General features: G+C 60.7%; 16 protein-coding genes. 15 read left to right on the forward strand and 1 reads right to left on the reverse strand.

Annotation, left to right across the window (positions count from 1 at the left end):
* The first annotated feature begins 109 nt into the window (after positions 1 to 109).
* The 14 genes from rfaH (at position 110) to AC07N8_RS20695 (ending at position 16,802) form a co-directional block, all read left to right on the forward strand.
* The gene (gene rfaH / locus AC07N8_RS20630) at positions 110 to 646 is read left to right on the forward strand and encodes a transcription/translation regulatory transformer protein RfaH (protein WP_493145720.1); all 537 of its coding nucleotides are present in this window, start codon (positions 110 to 112) and stop codon (positions 644 to 646) included.
* Positions 647 to 740: 94 nt separating this feature from the next.
* Entirely contained in the window at positions 741 to 1,844 is a 1,104-nt protein-coding gene (locus tag AC07N8_RS20635) for an outer membrane beta-barrel protein (RefSeq protein WP_483840302.1), read from the forward strand.
* Between the two features lie 12 nt (positions 1,845 to 1,856).
* The gene (locus tag AC07N8_RS20640) at positions 1,857 to 2,390 is read left to right on the forward strand and encodes a polysaccharide biosynthesis/export family protein (RefSeq protein WP_483839743.1); all 534 of its coding nucleotides are present in this window, start codon (positions 1,857 to 1,859) and stop codon (positions 2,388 to 2,390) included.
* A gap of 2 nt (positions 2,391 to 2,392) precedes the next feature.
* Positions 2,393 to 4,705: a GumC family protein gene (locus AC07N8_RS20645; protein WP_493145718.1), complete on the forward strand. Its 2,313-nt coding sequence runs from the start codon at positions 2,393 to 2,395 to the stop codon at positions 4,703 to 4,705.
* Positions 4,706 to 4,851: 146 nt separating this feature from the next.
* Positions 4,852 to 6,243 (forward strand): undecaprenyl-phosphate glucose phosphotransferase, encoded by a 1,392-nt coding sequence (locus tag AC07N8_RS20650; RefSeq protein WP_483840303.1) that lies wholly within the window; start codon positions 4,852 to 4,854, stop codon positions 6,241 to 6,243.
* Between the two features lie 30 nt (positions 6,244 to 6,273).
* The gene (locus tag AC07N8_RS20655; RefSeq protein WP_493145717.1) at positions 6,274 to 7,614 is read left to right on the forward strand and encodes a UDP-glucose dehydrogenase family protein; all 1,341 of its coding nucleotides are present in this window, start codon (positions 6,274 to 6,276) and stop codon (positions 7,612 to 7,614) included.
* A gap of 13 nt (positions 7,615 to 7,627) precedes the next feature.
* The gene (locus AC07N8_RS20660) at positions 7,628 to 8,332 is read left to right on the forward strand and encodes a WecB/TagA/CpsF family glycosyltransferase (RefSeq protein ID WP_483839746.1); all 705 of its coding nucleotides are present in this window, start codon (positions 7,628 to 7,630) and stop codon (positions 8,330 to 8,332) included.
* Between the two features lie 2 nt (positions 8,333 to 8,334).
* On the forward strand, positions 8,335 to 9,417 hold the full coding sequence (locus tag AC07N8_RS20665) for a glycosyltransferase (RefSeq protein ID WP_493145716.1): 1,083 nt from the start codon (positions 8,335 to 8,337) through the stop codon (positions 9,415 to 9,417).
* Entirely contained in the window at positions 9,414 to 10,526 is a 1,113-nt protein-coding gene (locus AC07N8_RS20670) for a glycosyltransferase (protein WP_483839748.1), read from the forward strand. Before AC07N8_RS20665 ends, AC07N8_RS20670 begins: the two co-directional genes overlap by 4 nt.
* On the forward strand, positions 10,523 to 11,860 hold the full coding sequence (locus tag AC07N8_RS20675) for an O-antigen ligase family protein (RefSeq protein WP_483839749.1): 1,338 nt from the start codon (positions 10,523 to 10,525) through the stop codon (positions 11,858 to 11,860). The genes AC07N8_RS20670 and AC07N8_RS20675 overlap by 4 nt, the downstream gene beginning before the upstream one ends.
* Complete coding sequence (locus tag AC07N8_RS20680; protein WP_493145715.1) at positions 11,854 to 12,807, forward strand: glycosyltransferase family 2 protein; 954 nt, start codon at positions 11,854 to 11,856, stop codon at positions 12,805 to 12,807. Before AC07N8_RS20675 ends, AC07N8_RS20680 begins: the two co-directional genes overlap by 7 nt.
* 15 nt (positions 12,808 to 12,822) lie before the next feature.
* Positions 12,823 to 14,241 carry an oligosaccharide flippase family protein gene (locus AC07N8_RS20685; protein WP_493145714.1) on the forward strand — a complete coding sequence of 473 codons (1,419 nt, stop codon included), beginning with the start codon at positions 12,823 to 12,825 and terminating at the stop codon, positions 14,239 to 14,241.
* 30 nt (positions 14,242 to 14,271) lie between these two features.
* Entirely contained in the window at positions 14,272 to 15,327 is a 1,056-nt protein-coding gene (gene galE / locus AC07N8_RS20690; RefSeq protein ID WP_493145713.1) for a UDP-glucose 4-epimerase GalE, read from the forward strand.
* Between the two features lie 29 nt (positions 15,328 to 15,356).
* Positions 15,357 to 16,802: a family 16 glycosylhydrolase gene (locus AC07N8_RS20695; RefSeq protein WP_493145795.1), complete on the forward strand. Its 1,446-nt coding sequence runs from the start codon at positions 15,357 to 15,359 to the stop codon at positions 16,800 to 16,802.
* 23 nt (positions 16,803 to 16,825) lie between these two features.
* On the opposite strand, the gene treS is transcribed toward AC07N8_RS20695, so the two are convergent.
* Complete coding sequence (treS, locus tag AC07N8_RS20700; protein WP_483839753.1) at positions 16,826 to 18,892, reverse strand: maltose alpha-D-glucosyltransferase; 2,067 nt, start codon at positions 18,890 to 18,892, stop codon at positions 16,826 to 16,828.
* Between the two features lie 230 nt (positions 18,893 to 19,122).
* Between treS and AC07N8_RS20705 the strand changes: the two genes are divergently transcribed.
* Positions 19,123 to 19,974, forward strand: coding sequence for a hypothetical protein (locus AC07N8_RS20705; RefSeq protein WP_493145712.1), 852 nt, complete (start codon positions 19,123 to 19,125; stop codon positions 19,972 to 19,974).
* The last annotated feature ends 133 nt before the right edge of the window (positions 19,975 to 20,107 follow it).

A 20,107-nucleotide genomic window follows, 5' to 3' on the forward strand; every position in this document is an offset into this window, starting at 1 on the left:
TACACAACTGCATAACTCTATAAAAAAACATATCTGCTCGACTAACACTTCCTAGGCCTCAATAGAGCCACTGCCTGCCTAAACTTCTCTATTCACAGAGTTTACCAGCATGCCAGCACATAGCTCCGAACGGTCTAATTGGTACCTGTTGCAATGTAAACCACGTCAGGATGAACGTGCCCACCTCAACCTGCTGCAACAAAACTATGTGATCTTCCACCCCCAGCTGGTGACTGAACGCGTGATACGCGGAAAGCGGCGCAGGGTGCTGGAATCGCTCTTCCCTGGGTATCTGTTTATCCACCTCAGCCGTAACGACAATTGGGCGCCCCTACGCTCCACCCGCGGCGTCAGTCGTATTGTCGAATTCAATCATGGTCCTGCGACGGTGGCAGAGCACGTCATCGAGCATTTGCGCGCGCGCTGTTTTGAATCGGCGCAGGCACACGTCGACCGAGACCTGAAACCCGGCGAACACTTGCAAATCATCCGAGGGCCACTGTCGACACTGGAAGGCATCTTCGTGTCCTCGCAGGGGGATGAGCGCGTGATGATCCTGATGCAGTTTCTTAATCGCGATCAAACCATTTGCGTCCCACTGCGTGATCTCGGACGTCAGAGCACACCCATACAACTTAATAACTAATTGCTTGCCTTATATGCTTTTCTTCAGGAGCTATGATATGGCCTTGATGTCACGCTGCCCTGTTGCACTGCTCATAGCCTCTCTTTATCCAGGGATGGCCTGGAGTATTAATCCACAAAATATCGATGTTTACGGCTTTAACTTCACCCCAACTTTCCTATTCTCAGAAAGTTACGATGACAACTTTCGCGAACTGGAAAACAATACGCAATCTTCCATGATCACCCGGCTGGCGCCTTCCTTCGAACTCAAGGCGGAAGACCGTAACAGTGCCACTCGCTTGATCTGGCAGCCCACTCAGTACATTTACCACGACGAGTCGGATGCTTCGTATACGGCACAACGGGTGCGAGCCGACAGCATCATGGAGTTCACCGACCGGCACCGTTTGAAACTTGAAGCCGAATACCGCAAATGGGAGCGCACGGAATCGACAGCAGTCCCGGACGAGAATGACAAACTCAACAACAAACGCGTGGGCGGCTTGTACACCTACGGCGCAAAAAGTGCGGATAACCAGATTGATGTCGGCGCCAACTACGCAGAGCTTCGCTACACCAATGGCGATGGCGTCAACGACGACAAAGAACGTAATACCACCGGCGTGACCACCACTTGGTATCACCGCATTGGCAGCAATACCCGTGGTTTGCTGGAGTACGACCATACGGACTTCGATTATTTGCAAGCCAACAGCCCGCGCAGCAGTAAATCCGACGCAGTTCTGGGCGGTGCCACATGGGACTTCACCGCACGCACCTCGGGCAAAGTACGCATTGGTTACGAGAAAAAGAATTTCGACAACAGCGAATCCAAAGACCTCGACAACCCCACTTGGCAAGTGGATCTGCAATACAAGCCGCGCACCTATTCGACCTTTACCTTCGTCGCCCGCCAGGCCCTCGCCGAGGGTGACGATGGCGCCGACGCGGTGAAATCGACCTTCACCCAGGTCGGTTGGCGCCATGGCTGGACCGAACGCATCACCACCGTGGCCCAGGCCGGTTACGGCCAATATGTCTACGAAGGCCAAAGCCGCAAGGACGATCTTCAGGACTACAACCTGGCCCTGATATACGCCATGCGCCGCTGGCTGGATATCGAACTCGGCTATCGCTACCGGGATAACAACTCGGATGCCGAAGATGAAAGCTACACCCGCAACGTTGTTTCGATCAGCTTCAACGTAAGCCTATAGGAGGGTTTTGCCATGAACTCACACACTCTTGGCTTGTTGTTCGTATTGGCATTTGTCCCCACTACGTACGCAGCGGACCCCGGCACCCAGTACAAACTGGCCGCGGGCGATGTCTTGCGCATCACCGTGTTCGGCGAGCCGGAACTGAGCATTAAAAGGGTCCGCCTCAACGATGCGGGAACGTTTTCCTACCCATTCCTGGGTGAAATTTCCGCCAAGGGTCTCACCCCCAGCCAACTTGAAAAGGTCATCGTCGATGGGCTCAAGCAGGGCTACCTGACCGATCCGAAAGTCAGCCTGAGTCAGATCGAATACCGCTCGTTCTACATCAACGGCGAGGTCACCAAGCCTGGCAGCTACCCGTTCGTGCCCGGCCTGACGCTTGAAAAAGCCATCGCCCTGGGCGGTGGCCTGACCGAGCGCGCCTCGATCAAACGCGTGACGATTGTGCGCGGCGACAGCGGCCAGACCCTCACCGATGAAGTAACACGCGGCACCACGATTGCCCCCGGCGACACCATTTCCATTGCACAAGGCTTTTTCTAATCATGGACAACAGCCCTAGCACCTACGTCGAACGGCCTCTGCAAACGCACCTGCATCAGCAGCACAGCGAAGACAGGGACACCATTGATCTGCTCAAACTGTGGAGGGTGATCTGGCGCGCGAAATGGAAAATCGGCTGGCTGGTGGTACTCAGCATTGCCTTGGCGGTGGCGGCGGTCTCTTTGATCACCCCGCAATACGTCGGCAGTACCACGTTGCTGTTCAACGACAAGACGCCGCCGCTGATGTCCTTCCAGCAAGTGAAGGATTCAAGCAGCAATGCCACCGACTACTTGCAGACCCAACAGGCACTCCTGGAATCCCGGGACCTGGCCGAGCGAGCGGTGAAAAAACTCGGCCTTACCACCAACCCGATCACGGACCCGCGCCAGCAACCGGCGCCGTGGTTCACCCCGCGCCAATGGCTGGCGGACCTCAACCTGGATCAATGGATACCCGGACTGGGCATGCTGTTGCCGGTGAAGGACGCGCCAACCGAGGAAGACGTGTTCAATCAGGTCACGCAAAACCTGATGCTGCACACCACCGTCAAGTTTGTCGGCAAAAGCCAACTGCTGAACATCGAGGTCGAGCTGCCGGACCCTGATCTCGCCGCCGCCGCGGCCAACGCATTGGCCCAAGGCTTTACCGACAGCCAGATCGACACCAGCGAAAAGTCTTCGCAGACCACCACCGCGTGGATGAACACCCGACTGGTCGAGCTGCGCAATAACCTGCGCGTGGCCGAGAAAAAACTCCAGGGTTACCGCGAAGAGCAAGGGCTGGTCGATGTCGGCGGTGTCTCCACCATCAGCGCCAACGAACTGGAGGCGACCGGCAGCCGCATGGTCGACGCCCGCCGCACCCGTGCCGAAGCCGAGAGCGAATACCGTCAGGCCAAAGCCTTGAGCACTGGCGACTTGAGTCGGCTCTCCAGCGTTCCCGCGGTGCTGGCCAACCCGCTGGTCCAGCAATTCCAGGCGGACCGGGCCAAAGCGCAAGCCAAGGTCGATGAGCTGTCGGGGCGCTATGGGCCTAAACACCCGAGCCTGATTTCCGCGCAGTCCGAATTGCGCGCCGCCACCACCAGCCTGCAATTGCAGGTGCAACAGGTGGTCGCCGGGATCGAGCGGCAATACCAGCTCGCCTCGGCCAGCGAAGCCTCGATCCGCCAATCGTTCAACAGCAACAAGGCGCAGATCCAGGACATCGCGCGCAAAGAGTTTCAGTTGCGCGAGTTCCAGCGTGAGGTCGACAGCACCCGTGCCTTGTACGAAACCTTCGTCACTCGCTTGAAGGAAACCGCCGCCACCGCCGACATGGACTCGACCAAAGTGCGCATCGTCGACCCGGCGATTGTGCCGATGGAAGCCAGCAAGCCACGCAAAACGCTGATCGTGGGCATTGTCGGGTTGCTGGCCGCACTCGTTGGCGTTGCGCTGGCCCTGCTGTTCGACAGCCTGAGCAACACCTTCAAGACCGACGATGCGGTCGAAAGCACGCTCAATATTCCATTGCTCAGCGTCGTGCCGTTGGTGATGAAGAAAAGCCGCCGGCAACTGGCGCGGTTGTTCGAGGACAACGACAACCCGCGTTTTTCCGAGACCATTCGCAACCTGCGCACCTGGTTGATGTTGCAAAGCAGCGAGATGCCGTCGCAGGTGGTGCTGGTGACCTCGACCGTGGCCGGTGAGGGCAAAAGCACCATCGCCAACAACCTCGCCAGCTCGCTCACGTCACTTGAGCGGGTGCTGCTGATCGATGCCGACATGCGTCAGCCGACCCTTTCGCTGAACTTCGACTTCCCGCCGGATGCTCCCGGGTTGGCGAATGTCATCGCGGGCACGGCGCGGCTCGAAGACTGCATCGTCTCGGTGGGCAACCTGGATTTACTGCCGGCCGGCAGAATGTTGCAGCCCTCGGTGGACCTGTTCACCGCTCCGCGCCTGCCGTCCCCCGCCGACGCACTCAACCCGGCGCGCCAGCCACCGCCGCAGGACTTGCTCAGCTCGCCGCGCATGGCGCGGATGCTCGAAGCACTGAAGTCGCGGTACCGCCACATCATCATCGATTCGCCGCCGGCGGAGATGATCAGCGACGCCTTGCTGCTGGCCCAGCATTCGGACGCCGTGATCTACGTGGTCAAGGCCGACAGCACGCCGATCAGCCAGGTGCAAAGGGGCATCGCGATGCTGCAACAAAGCCACGTGCCGGTGTTCGGCACCGTGCTCAACCAGGTCGACCTGCGCAAGGCGCGCAAGTACGGCTACAACCACTCCCGCACTTTCTATAACTACGACTTCGCGCCCCGGTAACACCGGGGCGACCCAGTCGACGCGGCACCTCTGCCAAAACAAAAACAGCTGCTTCACCTCTGCCGAGCTACGGAAAAGCCTGCGGGAGCCACGCCGTGTCCGCCCGTTTTGTGCTGGTGCATCACTTCTGCCTTGAGGTTAAGCCCATGACACCGCTCTATACCGCTCACTTGACCCACCGCCGGGGCCTGACCTTCTGGGGCCAGTGGCTGTGCGCGATGACGCTGACCACCGCACTGTTAATGGTGCTCGTGTGGTGGCGCGTCGGCAGCCTGACCAGCGATTACCGCATCCTGCTGATCCTGACCGTGCTCGGCTCGGTGCCGATCTACAGCCTGATGCAGGTCTACCACAAGCGTCATGGCCTGTTGGTCGGGCTCGGCCGATTGCTCGCCGGCTGGCTGATCCTGCTGGCCGTGCTGGCGGCCATTGCCTTCATCACCCAGACCAGTGCGACGTACTCGCGCCAGGTCATCATGGTCTGGGCGGTGCTGGGGTTCCTGGTCCAGGCGTTGAGCTTTTTGCCCCTGCATTACTTCGCCCGGTTGCACTCGCGCATGGTCTGCAAGGAACGCCGTTCGGTGATCATCGGCACCTGCCCTACCGCCCATGAACTGGCGAAAAAGCTGTCCCGTCCGAACCGCGCGCTGGTCCTGGGTTTCATCGCCGCCGCCGACGACAGCGGCCCGGCGCCGAGCATTCTGCCGCTGCTGGGCAAGGTCGACGGCATTCGCGAAATCATCACCCGCCTGGCCGTGCGGCGCGTCTACATCGTCCTGACGATGGCGCATGCCGCGACCATCGAAGCGCTGTACATCGACCTGCTGGACATGAACGTCGACGTGGTCTGGATCCCGGATTTCGGCAGCATGGTGCTGCTCAACCATTCGATCTCGGAAATCGAGCGGATGCCGGCGATCTACCTCAACGAAAGCCTGATCAGCTCGCACCCCGCCAGCCTGTTTTGCAAGGACCTGTTCGAACGCAGCCTGGCGGCCATGGCCCTGATTGTGATCAGCCCGTTGCTGTTGTTGGTCGCGGCGGCCGTCAAGTTGAGCTCCCCGGGCCCGGTGCTGTTCAAGCAAAACCGCCACGGCTGCAACGGCGAAGTGATCAAGGTCTGGAAGTTTCGCTCAATGCGCGTCCACGACGACCGCGAGGTGCGCCAGGCCACCCGCGAAGACGACCGCGTCACGCCGGTCGGGCGCTTCCTGCGCCGCAGTTCCATCGACGAATTGCCGCAACTGTTCAACGTGCTGTTCGGCCAAATGGCCTTGGTCGGCCCCCGCCCTCACGCCGTCACCCACAACATTTACTACACCGGCAAAGTCCGCGCCTACATGGCCCGACATCGCCTCAAGCCGGGCATTACCGGGCTGGCGCAGGTCACCGGGCATCGCGGCGAAACCGAGACGGTTGAAAAGATGCAGCTACGCGTCGCCCAAGACCTCAACTACATCAACCAATGGTCGCTGTGGCTGGACATCAAGATTCTGATCAAGACGCCCTTCACGTTGTTCTCGAAAAACATCTACTGACCCCCTGCTTCGACTACCCGAGGTTTGATCATGAATGTGAGCGTATTCGGTATTGGTTATGTGGGCCTGGTCCAGGGCGCCGCGCTGGCAGAAGTCGGCCATAACGTGATGTGCGTGGATGTCGACGCCGCCAAGGTCGAGGCCCTCAAGGACGGCACCTTGCCGATCTACGAGCCGGGCCTGAAAACCCTGGTGCGCGACAACTACCAGAGCGGCCGCCTGCAGTTCAGCACCGACCTGGCCAGCGCCGTGCGGCATGGCGATGTGTTGTTGATCGCCGTCGGCACACCGCCCGACGAGGACGGTTCGGCCGACCTTCAGTACGTGTTGAGCGTGGCGCAAACCATCGCGCAGAACATGGATCGCCACCAGATCATCGTCGACAAATCCACCGTCCCCGTCGGCACGGGCGACCTGGTCCGCGCACGCATCGAACAGGTGCTGGCGGACAACGATCGCGGTCATCTGACCTTCGACGTGGTCTCCAACCCGGAATTTCTCAAGGAAGGCTGCGCGGTCGAAGACTGCATGCGCCCGGACCGGATCGTCATCGGCACCGACAGCCCGCGCGCTGAAGAGGTCATGCGCGAACTGTACGAACCGTTCAATCGCAACCGCGAAAAAATCATCGTCATGGACATTCGCAGCGCCGAGCTGACCAAGTACGCGGCCAACTGCATGCTGGCGACCAAGATCAGCTTCATGAACGAAATGGCCAACATCGCCGAAAAGCTCGGCGCCGACATCGAAATGGTCCGCCACGGCATCGGGTCCGACCCGCGCATTGGTTATCAATTTATCTACCCCGGCCTCGGTTACGGCGGCTCGTGTTTTCCCAAGGACGTAAAGGCGCTGATTCACGCCGCCACCAGCGTCGACATCGATGCGCGGGTGCTCAAGGCCGTGGAGTCACGCAACAACGACCAGAAAACCACCCTCTACAGCAAGATTTTCAATCACTTCGACGGTGCCCTGCGGGGCAAGACCTTCGCCTTGTGGGGCTTGAGCTTCAAACCCAACACCGACGACATGCGCGAAGCCCCGAGCCGGGTCTTGATGGAAGCCCTGTGGCACGCCGGTGCCAACGTCCAGGCCTACGACCCGAAAGCCATGGAAGAAACCCAGCGCATTTACGGCTCGCGGGATGACCTGACCTTGGCGGGCACCAAAGAAGCGGCGCTGAAAAATGCCGACGCCTTGATCATCGTCACCGAGTGGCAAGCGTTCCGCGCACCGGACTTCGACCTGATCAGCCAGCGGCTCAAGCAACCGCTGATTTTCGACGGACGCAACCTGTTCGACCCACAGCGCTTGAGCAAACGTGGCTTTACCTACGTGTCCGTGGGTCGGCCGACCCATGCCGCGATTTGAAGGGGGCCGGGCCATGATCACGCTGAAAATCGTCAGGCATTACTCACCGACCTTGCTCGACGCCAACCAGGCGTACTCCTTCATCAACTTCGCCTCCATCAGCAGTTTTTTCAAACACACCCCGGGCACCGTCGCCTACTTTTGCGACGGCATGCTGATGTCAGCGTTCATGTCGCGGGTCACCGGGCGCAACGTCGGCCGGGTCAGCTTCGACTTCACTTCCATCGCTCACCCGGTGCTCGGCAGCGCCGAGCAACAGGGCAAACGGGTGTATTTCGTCGGCGCCCGGCAAGACGAACTGGAGTTGTTCATCGGCAAGATCAAGGCGCGCTATCCACAGCTGATCATCGCCGGCTACCACAATGGCTACTTCGATGCGGCTCAGGCCGAAGGGATTCAGGCCGAGATCTGTCGCAGCGAAGCGAACATCCTGATCGTCGGTCTCGGCGCCGGATTGCAGGAACAGTTCGAGCAGGACGCGCAGCGATCCGGGTTTCGCGGCGTGGCCTTTACCTGTGGCGGGTTCATTCGCCAGGAGGCCATGGCCACGCGTCAGTACTACCCGGCGGCGATCAATCGCCTGCACCTGCGCGCGTTCTATCGCATGTACCGCGAGCCGCACACCATCAAGCGCTACCTCGTCGACTACCCAAGCAATTTCCTGCAACTGCTGGCGATGGTCGTTCGGCGCGAAGTCACCATCAGTGTCGGGGAATGACCATGCACATTCTGTTCATCCTCAAGGATTTCAAATCGGGCGGTGGCGTCGAGCGCGTTCAACAGCGCTTGTCCGAGCAGTTTCTCAAGGACGGCCAACGGGTGAGCTTCTTCGTCATCAATGGCGACACGCCAGACACTGAAGGCGTGCAGAGCCTCAATGACGGCGGTGGCAGCGGCCTGTGGGGGATGCTCAAATCGATCGTCCAGTTGCGCCGGTTGATTCGCCGCGAGGGCGTCACCCACCTGATTTCCGCCAAGGAGCAGGCCAACCTGTGTACGTGGTTCGCCACCCTCGGCAGCCCGTGCAAGGTCATCTATAGCCGCCACACCACCCTCGATTGCACCGAACAGAAAACCGGCCCCGCCAGCCTGCGCCTGCTCTACGCGCTGTACCTGTGTGGCAGCGGCAAGGTGGTGGCGGTGTCCACTGTGTTGCGCCAGTCGTTGGTCGACATGATGCCGTGGGGGCAGCAGCGCATCCGCTATTGCCCGAACGCGGTTATCACCGAACAACTGCTGCGCGCCGCCAAGGGCCCGTTACCCACCGAAGTCCCCCGCAATTACTGGTTGGGGCTGGGCCGGTTGGTCGAGCCCAAGGGCTTTAACCTGCTGCTCGACGCCTATGCCATGGCCCTGCATAGCGAAGCCGTGCCGGATCTGGTGATCGCCGGTGACGGTCCACTGCGCGAAGCCCTGCTCATTCAGGCAAACCGCCTGGGGATCGCGCACCGGGTGCATTTCACCGGGTTCCTGAGCAACCCCTATCCGCTGCTTAAGAACGCGCGGTTGTTCATTCTCAGCTCGGTGCACGAAGGCATGCCGACCGTGCTGATCGAGGCCCTGGCGCTGGGTACGCCGGTGCTGGCGTGCGACTGCGAGACCGGGCCTCGGGAATTGCTGGACCACGGTCGACTCGGCCAACTGGTCAAGGTCAACGACGTGCCGGCGCTGGCCGAAGGCATGCTGCAAAGCCTGTTTTTGCAGGGCCAGGTGGCGATCAACGAGGACATGATCTGCGACGCGATCCGCCAGTACACCAGCCAGGACGCCGCACAAGCGTATTACCAGGTGTGGAATCAATGAAAAAGCTACTGATTATCCTCCACGACCTCAGCGCAGGCGGGGCGGAAAAAATGATGACGCGCCTGGCCGGTGCGCTGGTGGACGCGGGCAATGACGTGACCCTGCTGATGCTCACCGGCGGCGGCCTCAACGTGGCTAACCTCGACCCCCGGGTGAAAAAGGTTGAACTGGGTAGCCCGCGCAGTTCACGGGCGGTGCCGGCGCTGGCGCGTTTCCTTCGGCAAAACCGTTTCGACGCGCAACTGGCGGCGCTGACTCACGTCAACGTGGTCGCCATCGTTGCCGCCGCGCTGTCGGGGACGCTGGCCCGGTTGCACGTCAGCGAGCGCAATGCGTTTTCCCACGACAAGCACGTCAACCCCGACCTCATGGTGCGGATCGCTTACCGGGTGGCGCCGCTGCTGTATCGGCTGATTCCCAACCCGGTGATTTGCGTGTCACGCGGCGTCGCCCAGGATTTGATCGACACCACCATTGCCCGTCGCCAGGACGTGACCATTGCCGACAACCCGGTGCTCGACAACGATTTTCGCGACAAGCCGCCACGCCCGCCCAGCCATCGCTGGCTGCTGGAAGCGTCCAGCCCGGTGATTGTCGCCGTGGGTCGCCTGGCGCCGCAAAAAGGTTTCGACACCTTGATCACCGCGTTCGCCGCACTGCCCAATCGCAACGCGCGCCTGATCATTTTTGGCGAAGGCGGATTGCGCGATCGTTTGCTGGCGCAGGCACGTAAACTGGGCGTGGAGGATCGGATCGACCTGCCGGGGTACACCCATGACCCGTTGGCGGAAGTGGCCGCCGCCGATTGCTTCGTGTTGTCGTCGCGTTTCGAAGGCAGCCCCAACGCGCTGGTCGAAGCGCTCTCCACCGGCACGCGGGTAGTGTCGACCCGTTGCCCCCATGGCCCGCAAGACATCCTGATCAATGGCGTCGTAGCCCCTCTGGTGGCGGTCGACGACCCGATTGCACTGTCGCAGGCAATTGCCCTGCAACTCACCACCCCACGCGATGTACACCGCCAGGCCCGCCTCGATGCGGCGGCCCGGTTCATGAACGCCAGCGCGGTAAAAACCTACCTCACCGCCCTGCTCGGGAGCCCCTCGCCATGAACAGACTGGAGATCCGCTATTCCACCCTGCGTGACGGCTTCACATTGTTCGGTGTGCTGTTTTACATCCAGGTGATTTCGTTTGTCCTTGGTTTGGGTGGCGCTTCGAGTTTCGACGACATCGACAAAGACCTCGAAGGCAACGTGACCAACCAGGTCTGCGGCTTGATCACGTTGCTGGTGCCGTTGTTTTTCTTCATTCGCAACAAGGTGTTCCTCAGTAAAAGTTTCTACCGTGGCAACTTCTTTCTGCTGCTGTTCCTGCTCTGTGTGATCGCCTCCATCGGCTGGTCGTTCGACCCGATGCTCAGCCTCAAACGCTTTGTCGCGATGATCAGCGTGGTGTTTTTTGCCGGTTTCATCGCCTACAACTACAGCCTTGAAAAAATCACCTTCATGCTCGGCTGTGCCATTGGCGTGGCGGCGTTGATCGGCTTGATTCTGGCGTTGGTGATGCCCAGTGCGGCGTTCATTTCCGGGGGGATTCGCGACGGCGCGTTCAAAGGGATCTTCATGGAGAAGAACGCCGGCGCACGGATCAATGCCATCGCGATCCTGCTGTTGCTGCCGATGATTCGCCAGCGCAACCGCTGGGCGCTGTTCTGCTCGTTTTTCTCGCTGATCGCGATCCTGCTCGCGCAGTCAGCGACCGGGGTGGTGCTGATCATTGCCGGCACCATCAGCTACGGCTATTTCCTGACGCTGATCCGGTTGCGCATGAACCGATCGCAGCTGATGTTCCTCGGTTGCACCCTGCTCTACCTGCTGGTCTGTCTTTTTCTCTACAGCAACTTCGCGGTGCTGCTGGAGATGGCGGGGCGTGACCCGTCACTCACCGACCGAACGATGATCTGGGAGCTGCTGGCACCCTTTGTCGACAGTCAATTCCTCAAGGGCTACGGCTACGGCGCCTTCTGGTCGAGCCCGGACGCGGACGCCTTCATTACCCGTTGGGGCTATATCGGCAACGCCCACAGCGGCTACATGGAAACGCTGCTCAACGGCGGCATCATCCAGCTGACCGCGCTGGGCCTGCTGCTCGCTGAAGCGCTGATCAAGCAATACCGCGCCGTGACGGCTAATCAATCCGCGCAGTTTCGCGCCAGCGCCCTGGTGATTATCGGTCTGTTCGCCGTCACCAACTACGTGGCGTATGTGATCCCCAACTACCGCTCCGCCGAGTTTCTGGTGTTCTGCACCCTGGCATTGTCATTCCGGCACCACCACGCCAAAGCGTTTGAACACTCACCGGCCACCGTGCACCACGTCCCCGCTGACGCCGCACGCCATGGCGCAGCGGCCCAGGTCATCCACAAGGAGCAACGCCCGTGCTGAATCCAGTCTCCCCAGCACCGTGTACGGTGTGCGTGGTCATCCCGATGTACAACGCCGCCGTCAGCATCCGCCAGACCCTGGACTCGCTGTGCGAGCAAACCCGGCGGCCTGATCACGTCATCGTCATCGACGACGGCTCTGGCGACGCCGGGCCGCAGATCGTTTACGACTATGTCGCGCCATTCCCCTTGACCCTGTTGCGCCAGGCCAACGAAGGCCCCGCCAGCGCGCGCAACCGCGGCGTGTTCCGCTCCGAAGAAACCTTTATTGCATTCCTCGATGCCGATGATCAGTGGCACCCGCAAAAGCTGGAAAAACAGTTGGCGCTGTATGAAGAGCTCTGCCGCCTCGGGCACTCGGTGGGGCTGATTGATTGCGACGTGTTGATCGAGTACAGCGACGGCACCCGGCAAGTCGAAGAGCGGCACAAATGCGGCCGGCACTTCGACGATTTCATTCACGCCAACATCGTCAACGGCACCTCGGCAGTGCTGGTGCTACGCGAAGTGGTGACTGCACTCGGCGGGTTCGACCCGTCGCTGCACTTTGCCGAGGACCGCTTGCTGTGGACGCGGATCGCCGAGTACTGGGAAATCCGCACGGTGCCGCAGGTGCTGGTCCGGCGCGAGATCAACAGCAACAACATCACCGCCCAGCCGAAAAAGTACTACCCGCACAAGGTCAAGTTCATCGAGCTGTACCTGGCGCGTTATGGCGCCGTACTGAGCCGCCAGCAGCGCATCGATTTCGTGCTGGCCAACCATGCGGAATTTCTCGACTCGTTTTCTCGACAAGGTCTGCATTCGCAGGTGATCCGCGTATACCGCAGCATGTTTGAACATTCCTGGCAGACGCTGTTTTTCTGCCGTGGCAAACAGACCCTGCGCTACCTCTATGCGCGGGCAAAAACCTTGCGCAAGGCAGCCGAGTCGACCACCGCTCATTGATCCGGTCCCGCTCCCATGGCCAATCATCGTCTGGTTACATTGATCTGGATCTTCACCGAGAAATTCGGCCTGATCTTCCTGTCCATGATCACGTTTGTCGTGTACGCCCGATTGCTGTCCCCGGCAGAACTGGGGGTGGGCACGGTCATCATCGCCATCGTCGAATTGATCGGACTGATTTACTCCTCGGTGCTGGAAGATCCGCTGGTGCGGCTTGAGCGACTGGAGGACAAACACATCGCCACGGCGTTCTGGGCTGCGGTGCTGGTGAGCCTGGCGTCCATCGTCGTCATCACCGGCGCGGCCCTGCTGTACACGCCCTCCCCGCTGCTGCAATGGATGATGGCCATCGCCTCGGTGAAGATCCTGTTCACCATGATGGCCCGGGTCTATGTGGCGCAAATGCGCCGCAGCGGCAACTTCAAGATGCTCGCCTCCCGTACGTTGCTGGGCAAGGTCGTGGGCGGCGTTGCCGGTGTGGCGGTGGCGCTTCTGGGGTTGGGTGCCTGGGCGGTGATTGCCCAGGCCGTGATCATGGAATTGGTCTCGATCATCGTGTTGATGCTCGGCGAGCGACGGCGCATACCGTTCCTCATCGACGGTCCGTTCCTGCGTGAACTGTTGAAGGCTGGCACGCCGGTGGCGATCAACGCACTGAGTTCACAAACGCTGCAACGCGGGGTCACCGTGGTCCTCGGCATGACCGCCGGCGCCAATGCGGTGGGCATGTTCAACATGGCGATGCGCATCATCGACCTGCCGCGTAGCGCGATCTATAACGGCCTGATGAGCTACGCGCTGCCGGTGTTTGCCCGGCGCAGCGCCGAACCAACGCGGCTGCTGGGGATCATCGGTGACTCGACCGCCGTCAGCGGCTTCCTGCTGACGCCACTGTTCATCGGCATCGCCCTCACGGCGCAGGACTTGATCCTGCTGATCTTCGGCGCCAAGTGGGCCGAGGCCATTCCGATGCTGCAAGTGCTGGCCTGCACCGCCGCCATCGGCAACACCGCCATGTATGCAACCACCGCGCTGGTGGCGGTCAACCGCAGCCACCTGACGATCAAGGCCGAAGTGGCAACCACTTTGCTCGCGCTGGCGCTGGTCTACGGTTTCGGCAATCTCTACGGCGGCATGGCCGCGGCGCTGGCGCTGCTGGCGCGGATGCTGGTGATCACGCCGCTGCAAATCCGTGGGCTGAACACCGCCATCGGTTATGGCTGGCGGCGCTTCCTCGACTCCAATTACCGCAGCGTGATCGCCTCGCTGGTCATGGCCGCGACCGTCCTGTTCGTGTCACCACGGCTGGGTTTCCAAGGTTACCTGCACCTGATCTGCACCATCGTTGTCGGCGCACTGAGCTACGCCGTGGCCTATAGCGTGTTGCACCCGCGCTGGCCGCAAGAATTCAAAACGGTTTTCACCGCTCGCTGAATTCAGTCCCTGAGACAGGAAGACCTCACCATGCGCAAAACTACGCTGATCACTGGCGGGGCCGGCTACATTGGCTCCCATACCGCCCTGGCGCTCATCAATGCCGGGCACCACGTGGTGGTGCTCGACAACCTGTGCAACAGTTGTCGAGAGTCCATCGCGCGCCTTGAGTTGTTAACCCATACCCGGGTCGACTTCATCAATGGCGATATCCGCGACTCGATCCTGCTCGACGACCTCTTCAGCCGCTACGACATCGACGCCGTGGTGCATTTCGCCAGCCTCAAATCCGTCGAGGAAAGCGTGCGCAAGCCGCTGGACTACTACGCCAACAACGTTGCCGGCACGCTCAACCTGTGCCGGGCGATGGGCCGCAACAACGTATTCAAACTGGTGTTCAGCTCCTCGGCCACGGTGTACGGCGAGCCCACACGCTCACCGATTGCCGAAGATTTCGGCACCGGGAAACCGGTCAATCCTTACGGTCGAACCAAGCTGATGATCGAAGAATTGCTCGGTGACCTGTGCCACTCCGATCCGCGCTGGAGCATCGCCCTGCTGCGCTACTTCAACCCGATTGGCGCCCACGAAAGTGGCATGATCGGTGAAGACCCGAACGGTCGCCCCAACAATTTGTTGCCATGCCTGACCCAAGTCGCGATTGGCCGCCTACCGGAATTGACGGTGTATGGCTGCGATTACCCCACCGTCGATGGCACCTGCGTGCGCGACTACATTCATGTGGTCGACCTTGCCAATGGCCATCTCAAAGCGCTGCAGGTGCTGGAGAATCAAGGCGGGGTCAATTCCTGGAACCTCGGCACCGGGATTGGCTACAGCGTGCTGCAGATCATTCACAGTTTCGAGGACATTACCGGCATCACCATTCCCTACCGCTTCGCTCCACGCCGCGAAGGCGACATTGCCAAATTCTGGGCCGACCCGAGCAAGGCCGTGCGTGATTTGGGCTGGAGCGCGGAGCGTGATCTGGAGCAAATGATCGTCGACACGTGGCGCTGGCAGTCGTGCAACCCGCAGGGCTATCAGTCGGACTTCGGAAGGCCAGCCCTGTCTGCGGTGAAGTGATGCGGGGGCTCAAGGAAGGCTTATTGCTCGTGCTGTTGTCGGTTTCGCTGGCGTGCAACGCGGCGCCGGCTCCACCCACCACCGGGTTGGTACTGTGGCTGGATGCAGATGACGCGTCGACAGTGATCGCCGATGCGCAGAACCGTGTTCAGCGCTGGCGGGACAAGTCCGGCAAAGCCAATGACGCGGCAGTGGACGGTGCGGCCGTCGCCGCTCGACCGCTGCGGGTGGCCGACGGCATCAATGGCCATCCGGTGGTTCGGTTCAATGGCGGCTCCGCGTTTCTGGGCAAAGGCCTGCGCACCGCCAAAGGCCCGGTGACGCTGCTGATTGTCTCCCGTCGCTTGCCTGAACACGCCGGGGCCGACCCGTGGCAGCGACTGTTCAGCTCGCGGCCGATCAGCGCCGACAACGATAACGTGCTGCCGAACTTCGCCATCAGCCTGTCGCAACCCAGCGCCTACGAACCGACGGTTTCAGTGCTGGAGCTCAACGACGTGCCGATTGGCCCGTATGGGGTCGGGCGTAATGCGCTGGGCAGTGACGAAAACTTCCACGGCGACATTGCCGAAGTGCTGGTCTATGACCGTCCGTTTGCCTCCCTCGCCGAACGTCAGCGAGCCTTCCAATACCTGGCGACCAAATGGTCTGTCGCCATCCCCAAGTCGGCTGATACCTGGACGCGAGTCGGCCCGCTGGGGGCATTGCCCGTTCTCACCAACGCCAACCTGCCGTTGTCGGACCAGGCCAACGCCGGCCGCTGGGTGTTCGACCCTAAACTCTCCGACGACTTCAACGGCACCAGCCTCGACCCCGCGCGCTGGCACGTCAACGATGCCAGCGGTACCGATTCGCTCGGGCGCAAACCGGCGCTGTTCACCCCGCAAAATGCGTCGCTGGGCAACGGCAACCTGAACATCGTTTTTCGCAAGGAAACCTTGCCGCAGAAATACGTCCAGCTGGGCTATAAGGACTACAGCTCCGCCATGGTCCGCACGATTGATCGCGGGTTCTACGGCTACTACGAATCACGCGCAAAACCCATGAACTCAGCCGGCTCCAGCGCCTTCTGGCTGGCCTGGACGGGCATTCCCGATAACGCCACGGAAATCGATATCTTCGAAATCGGTGGCAAAACCAAGAACGGTACTTTCGACCGTTTGTACAACATGAACGCCCATCTCTGGGCCACGCCGCAAAGCACCGAACATATCGCCAACGGCAGCACCTGGATCAGCCCGTGGCGTTTGGCGAGTGCCTTTCATGTCTACGGCTTCGACTGGCAATCCGACACCTTGCGCTGGTACGTCGACGGCGTGCTGGTCAGGGAATCGAAGAACACGAATTTCTTCTTTCCGATGCAGATCGTCTTCGACAGCGAAGCGTTTTGGGAGTGGTTCGGCGTGGTCGACGATGCCGACTTGCCGTCCACGTTCCGGGTCGATTACGTCAGGGTCTGGCAACGCAGCCAATAATGACGGCGCGGCCTGACCGCTCCCTAAATCATCGGCGAAGCGCTGACCACCCGCAGTGCCAATCCTTCGAACGCATCCAGCGTGATGGTAAATTCACCCTCAGGCGTGAGATCCCCTTCCACCCGCTCATTGATGATGTCGACCACCGGTCCCGGCGCAATGTTGGGCAGGTGCAAGGTTTCCGTGATCGGCGTGGAACCGAAGTTCAGCGCAGTGATTTGCGTGCCTTTACCAGCCGGTAATTCGTGAACCATGACCAGCAGCCCCGGATGCTCGACATCCGGAATCAGGATCTGCCGACTGGCGGCAATGTCGTAGGCGCGGCGTGCGGCGAGGATCCGCTTGAGTTGCGAGACGAACGAATCCGGGTCCTTCAATTGGCTGGTCAGGCTGCCGTACAAGGTTTTCGGTCGCGGCATCTGCCCGGCTGAAAACTCTGTTTCAGGATTGAGGTCGACCAGATCGTAGGCACCGCGATGAATCCAGCGGGTGTCGCCGTCGTGCATCAAATGCGCGACCTGCTCGGCCGGCAATGGCAGCGCACCGACCAAGTCCCACCCAGACAATGCGAACACACCGGGCTGCATGGCGTTGTACATCACCAACAGTAAATGCACCTGACGAATCTGCTGGATGTCCGCCGCGGTGATCGCGTCGAGATCACGAATCCCCAGCGCCGCCGTGATGATGCTGGCGGTGGTGCAGGACACGCCGTTGGTGACGAACTTCAGATTGTACGGTGCGTGCTCCCCGGCCAGGCGTTCGTACATCTGTTCGCGGATGTGCTCGCGCAGGATGTTGCCGGGGAAGGTCTGGCCCTGATAGAGGAAGTTGTCGTGGGCGTGCAGCGTCCAGAAATGCACCAGCTCGAGGGTCAGTTCGTCGTGGTTTTGCAAGGCGTGGATCAACGAACCGGGGTCGATGCCGAGGCTGTGCATCTGCCGCAGCATCAGGCGCAGGAACTCGGTATCGCCCATCAGCAACGCGTGCTGGTAGGCCGGTCGGGTGATGAAATCGTATGAGAGATCCGCACCGCCGTGGGACATGGCGGCGATGTCGTCGACGGTCAGGTTGAGTTCCTGGAAGCTGAAACCGCCGGCCTTGCGGATCGCCCCGGCCAGCAACTGGTTGCCGGTGATCGACAGCGGATGGCTTTCCGACCAGGCGGTGCCGTCGAGTTTGCGTTCGACGCCGAGAAAACCGTTGGCATCCAGACGCAGGATTTTTGCGCCCATCACGTCGATGGCATGCAGCGCGTCGCCGATGATCATCTGCTGCGCAGCGAAGGTCGGGTCCAGCCAATTCAGCGAGGGCTGCCCTTCCTTGAAGTAATGCAAATAGACCCAGCGGCGCGGCTTCCCGTCGACGCCCACCACAACCGGTGTCGCGCTCCAATCGGTTTCCTTCACGCCGGGCTCGAAGAAGATCACCCGCTGTAATTGGCCGACGATGTAGTGCTTGTCGCGCAGCACATCGACCTGCGCAGGGCTGAGGTTTTGCGCATCGCGGCCCTCAGCGATGTCGGGCAGCAACAGCCAGTCTTCTTCGCGGATTTCCACCATGTGGTAGAGGCCGGGATAGTCCTCATACGCCATCTCGGCCAGGCGAAAATCCGCGCCTTTGCCGGTGTGCGACGGGATCACGTCATCGATGATCACCGCGTTGTGCGCGGCGGCCATGCGCACCAGCGCCTGCAACTGTGCCTCGGTGCCCAACTGCGGGTCGATGTCGAAGCTGATACGGTCGAAATTGCCGTCAATTGTCGGCGTGCGTTCGGTGCCCGTCAGGCCACCGGACATTTTCAGCGGGCCATTGTGGATGCCCTGGATGCCGATTCTCGACAGCGCATGCCACAGGGTTTCATCGCCCAGGGCTTCCAGCACGGTGCCGTTTTCCCGGGTGACGATGGACGCCGGGTACGCGGTGAACCACACCGACGCCAGCGCCGACGCATCGCGCGGCCGGGTATGCGCATACGGTTGCTGCCACAAACGGCCCTGCCCCGAATAGAGCCTGGCCCGCTGCCGGGCGGCGTGCAGCATGGATTGTTCAACCAGCCAGATCACATGGTTCTTGTCCGCTGCGGTCATAAAAACAATCACCTGTCATTGAAGTCAGTGGCGCGAGGCCCGTGTTCGTATGGCGTCGCTGGTTTTTATATGAGGCCCTGTGGTGCGATTCGTTGCATTGACCGGCGAACGCTATCAAGTAGAAGGTATCGTCGCCGATACAATGAAAGCGTCATGGATACGGCGTACGGTGTCCGGCATCGAGCGTCTTATCGCTCTCACTTGCGAGCGTCCCTCGCCAAGGAAGCACAATGATCAATGTTTCAACTTCAACGAATGCGGCGATGTCGGCCTACGCGGCTGCCGTCGATTCGAAGTCTGCCAATGCCCGGCAGCAGGTCGCTCAAGACGACACGGCGCAGGCCAAGGCCTCGAACACCGATTCGGTGAGTCTCTCCAGCACCTCCACCGATTACAGCAGCTCGATCGTCGGCAATGCGCCGTACTTTCCGGTGCGCGCGGGAATGAATGCCGATGCGCTGGTGCTGGGCGCGTCCAAGCCCGGTGCGGTCTCCAGTTCCAAGGACAAGACCTTCCCGGAAGTGGCCGCCGATGCGCGCAAGCGCATGGATGAAAAATACGCGCAGATGACCGCCAGCGGCAAGCCGTACGCCAAGACCGATGAAGACCGTAATGCGCTGTTCGGCGACCTTGATCGCCGCTCGCTGAACGCCGTCGCCACCAACGAAGGCGGCAAGTTCAGCGCTGACGAACAAGCCTCGGCCCAGGCCTTGATGCGCCAGCAGGGCCGTCTCGCCACCGGTTATTACAGCGGCCCGGCGGACCAGGAAAAAAACTGGAAAGACCCGTTCGCCAACGACCCGGTCGCCCGCGCCCATGCGGCCCTGGATTTTCTCGACAACATGAGCCCCGAGGAAAAGAACACGCCGCAATGGCTGACCCAGCATTTGTCGCTGGAAGCGGTATTGAACCAGGGTGGTGGTTCGGATCCGACGGAGAAAAAGTCCGGGCATTTTCACAACCTGGCTGAAATCCTCGCGGGTGTGGTGACGGATGGGTCGGACCAGGAAAAGGCCGACGATGCCAAGACTGACGATCCGGCCGCTGTCATCCTGGCCAAGCTTCAATCGCAGGTTTCCTGATCCCGCCCTCCCTCAGGACTGTATCTGTTGATGTAAAAACCAACTGACACACCACAATCCACTGTGGGAGATTCTATGGTTGAGGGGAAGCCCTCAACTGGTTTTCGATTGGTATTCGCTCTGCCCGTTCAGC

This window comes from Pseudomonas sp. GW821-FHT10C09 (genome assembly GCF_059415465.1).

What these genes read in the sequence shown, in the direction of transcription:
- rfaH (WP_493145720.1), top strand. Translation starts at nt 110, where the DNA reads ATGCCAGCACATAGCTCCGAACGGTCTAATTGGTACCTGTTGCAATGT.
- AC07N8_RS20635 (WP_483840302.1), top strand. Translation starts at nt 741, where the DNA reads ATGGCCTGGAGTATTAATCCACAAAATATCGATGTTTACGGCTTTAAC.
- AC07N8_RS20640 (WP_483839743.1), top strand. Translation starts at nt 1,857, where the DNA reads ATGAACTCACACACTCTTGGCTTGTTGTTCGTATTGGCATTTGTCCCC.
- AC07N8_RS20645 (WP_493145718.1), top strand. Translation starts at nt 2,393, where the DNA reads ATGGACAACAGCCCTAGCACCTACGTCGAACGGCCTCTGCAAACGCAC.
- AC07N8_RS20650 (WP_483840303.1), top strand. Translation starts at nt 4,852, where the DNA reads ATGACACCGCTCTATACCGCTCACTTGACCCACCGCCGGGGCCTGACC.
- AC07N8_RS20655 (WP_493145717.1), top strand. Translation starts at nt 6,274, where the DNA reads ATGAATGTGAGCGTATTCGGTATTGGTTATGTGGGCCTGGTCCAGGGC.
- AC07N8_RS20660 (WP_483839746.1), top strand. Translation starts at nt 7,628, where the DNA reads ATGATCACGCTGAAAATCGTCAGGCATTACTCACCGACCTTGCTCGAC.
- AC07N8_RS20665 (WP_493145716.1), top strand. Translation starts at nt 8,335, where the DNA reads ATGCACATTCTGTTCATCCTCAAGGATTTCAAATCGGGCGGTGGCGTC.
- AC07N8_RS20670 (WP_483839748.1), top strand. Translation starts at nt 9,414, where the DNA reads ATGAAAAAGCTACTGATTATCCTCCACGACCTCAGCGCAGGCGGGGCG.
- AC07N8_RS20675 (WP_483839749.1), top strand. Translation starts at nt 10,523, where the DNA reads ATGAACAGACTGGAGATCCGCTATTCCACCCTGCGTGACGGCTTCACA.
- AC07N8_RS20685 (WP_493145714.1), top strand. Translation starts at nt 12,823, where the DNA reads ATGGCCAATCATCGTCTGGTTACATTGATCTGGATCTTCACCGAGAAA.
- galE (WP_493145713.1), top strand. Translation starts at nt 14,272, where the DNA reads ATGCGCAAAACTACGCTGATCACTGGCGGGGCCGGCTACATTGGCTCC.
- treS (WP_483839753.1), bottom strand. Translation starts at nt 18,892, where the DNA reads ATGACCGCAGCGGACAAGAACCATGTGATCTGGCTGGTTGAACAATCC.
- AC07N8_RS20705 (WP_493145712.1), top strand. Translation starts at nt 19,123, where the DNA reads ATGATCAATGTTTCAACTTCAACGAATGCGGCGATGTCGGCCTACGCG.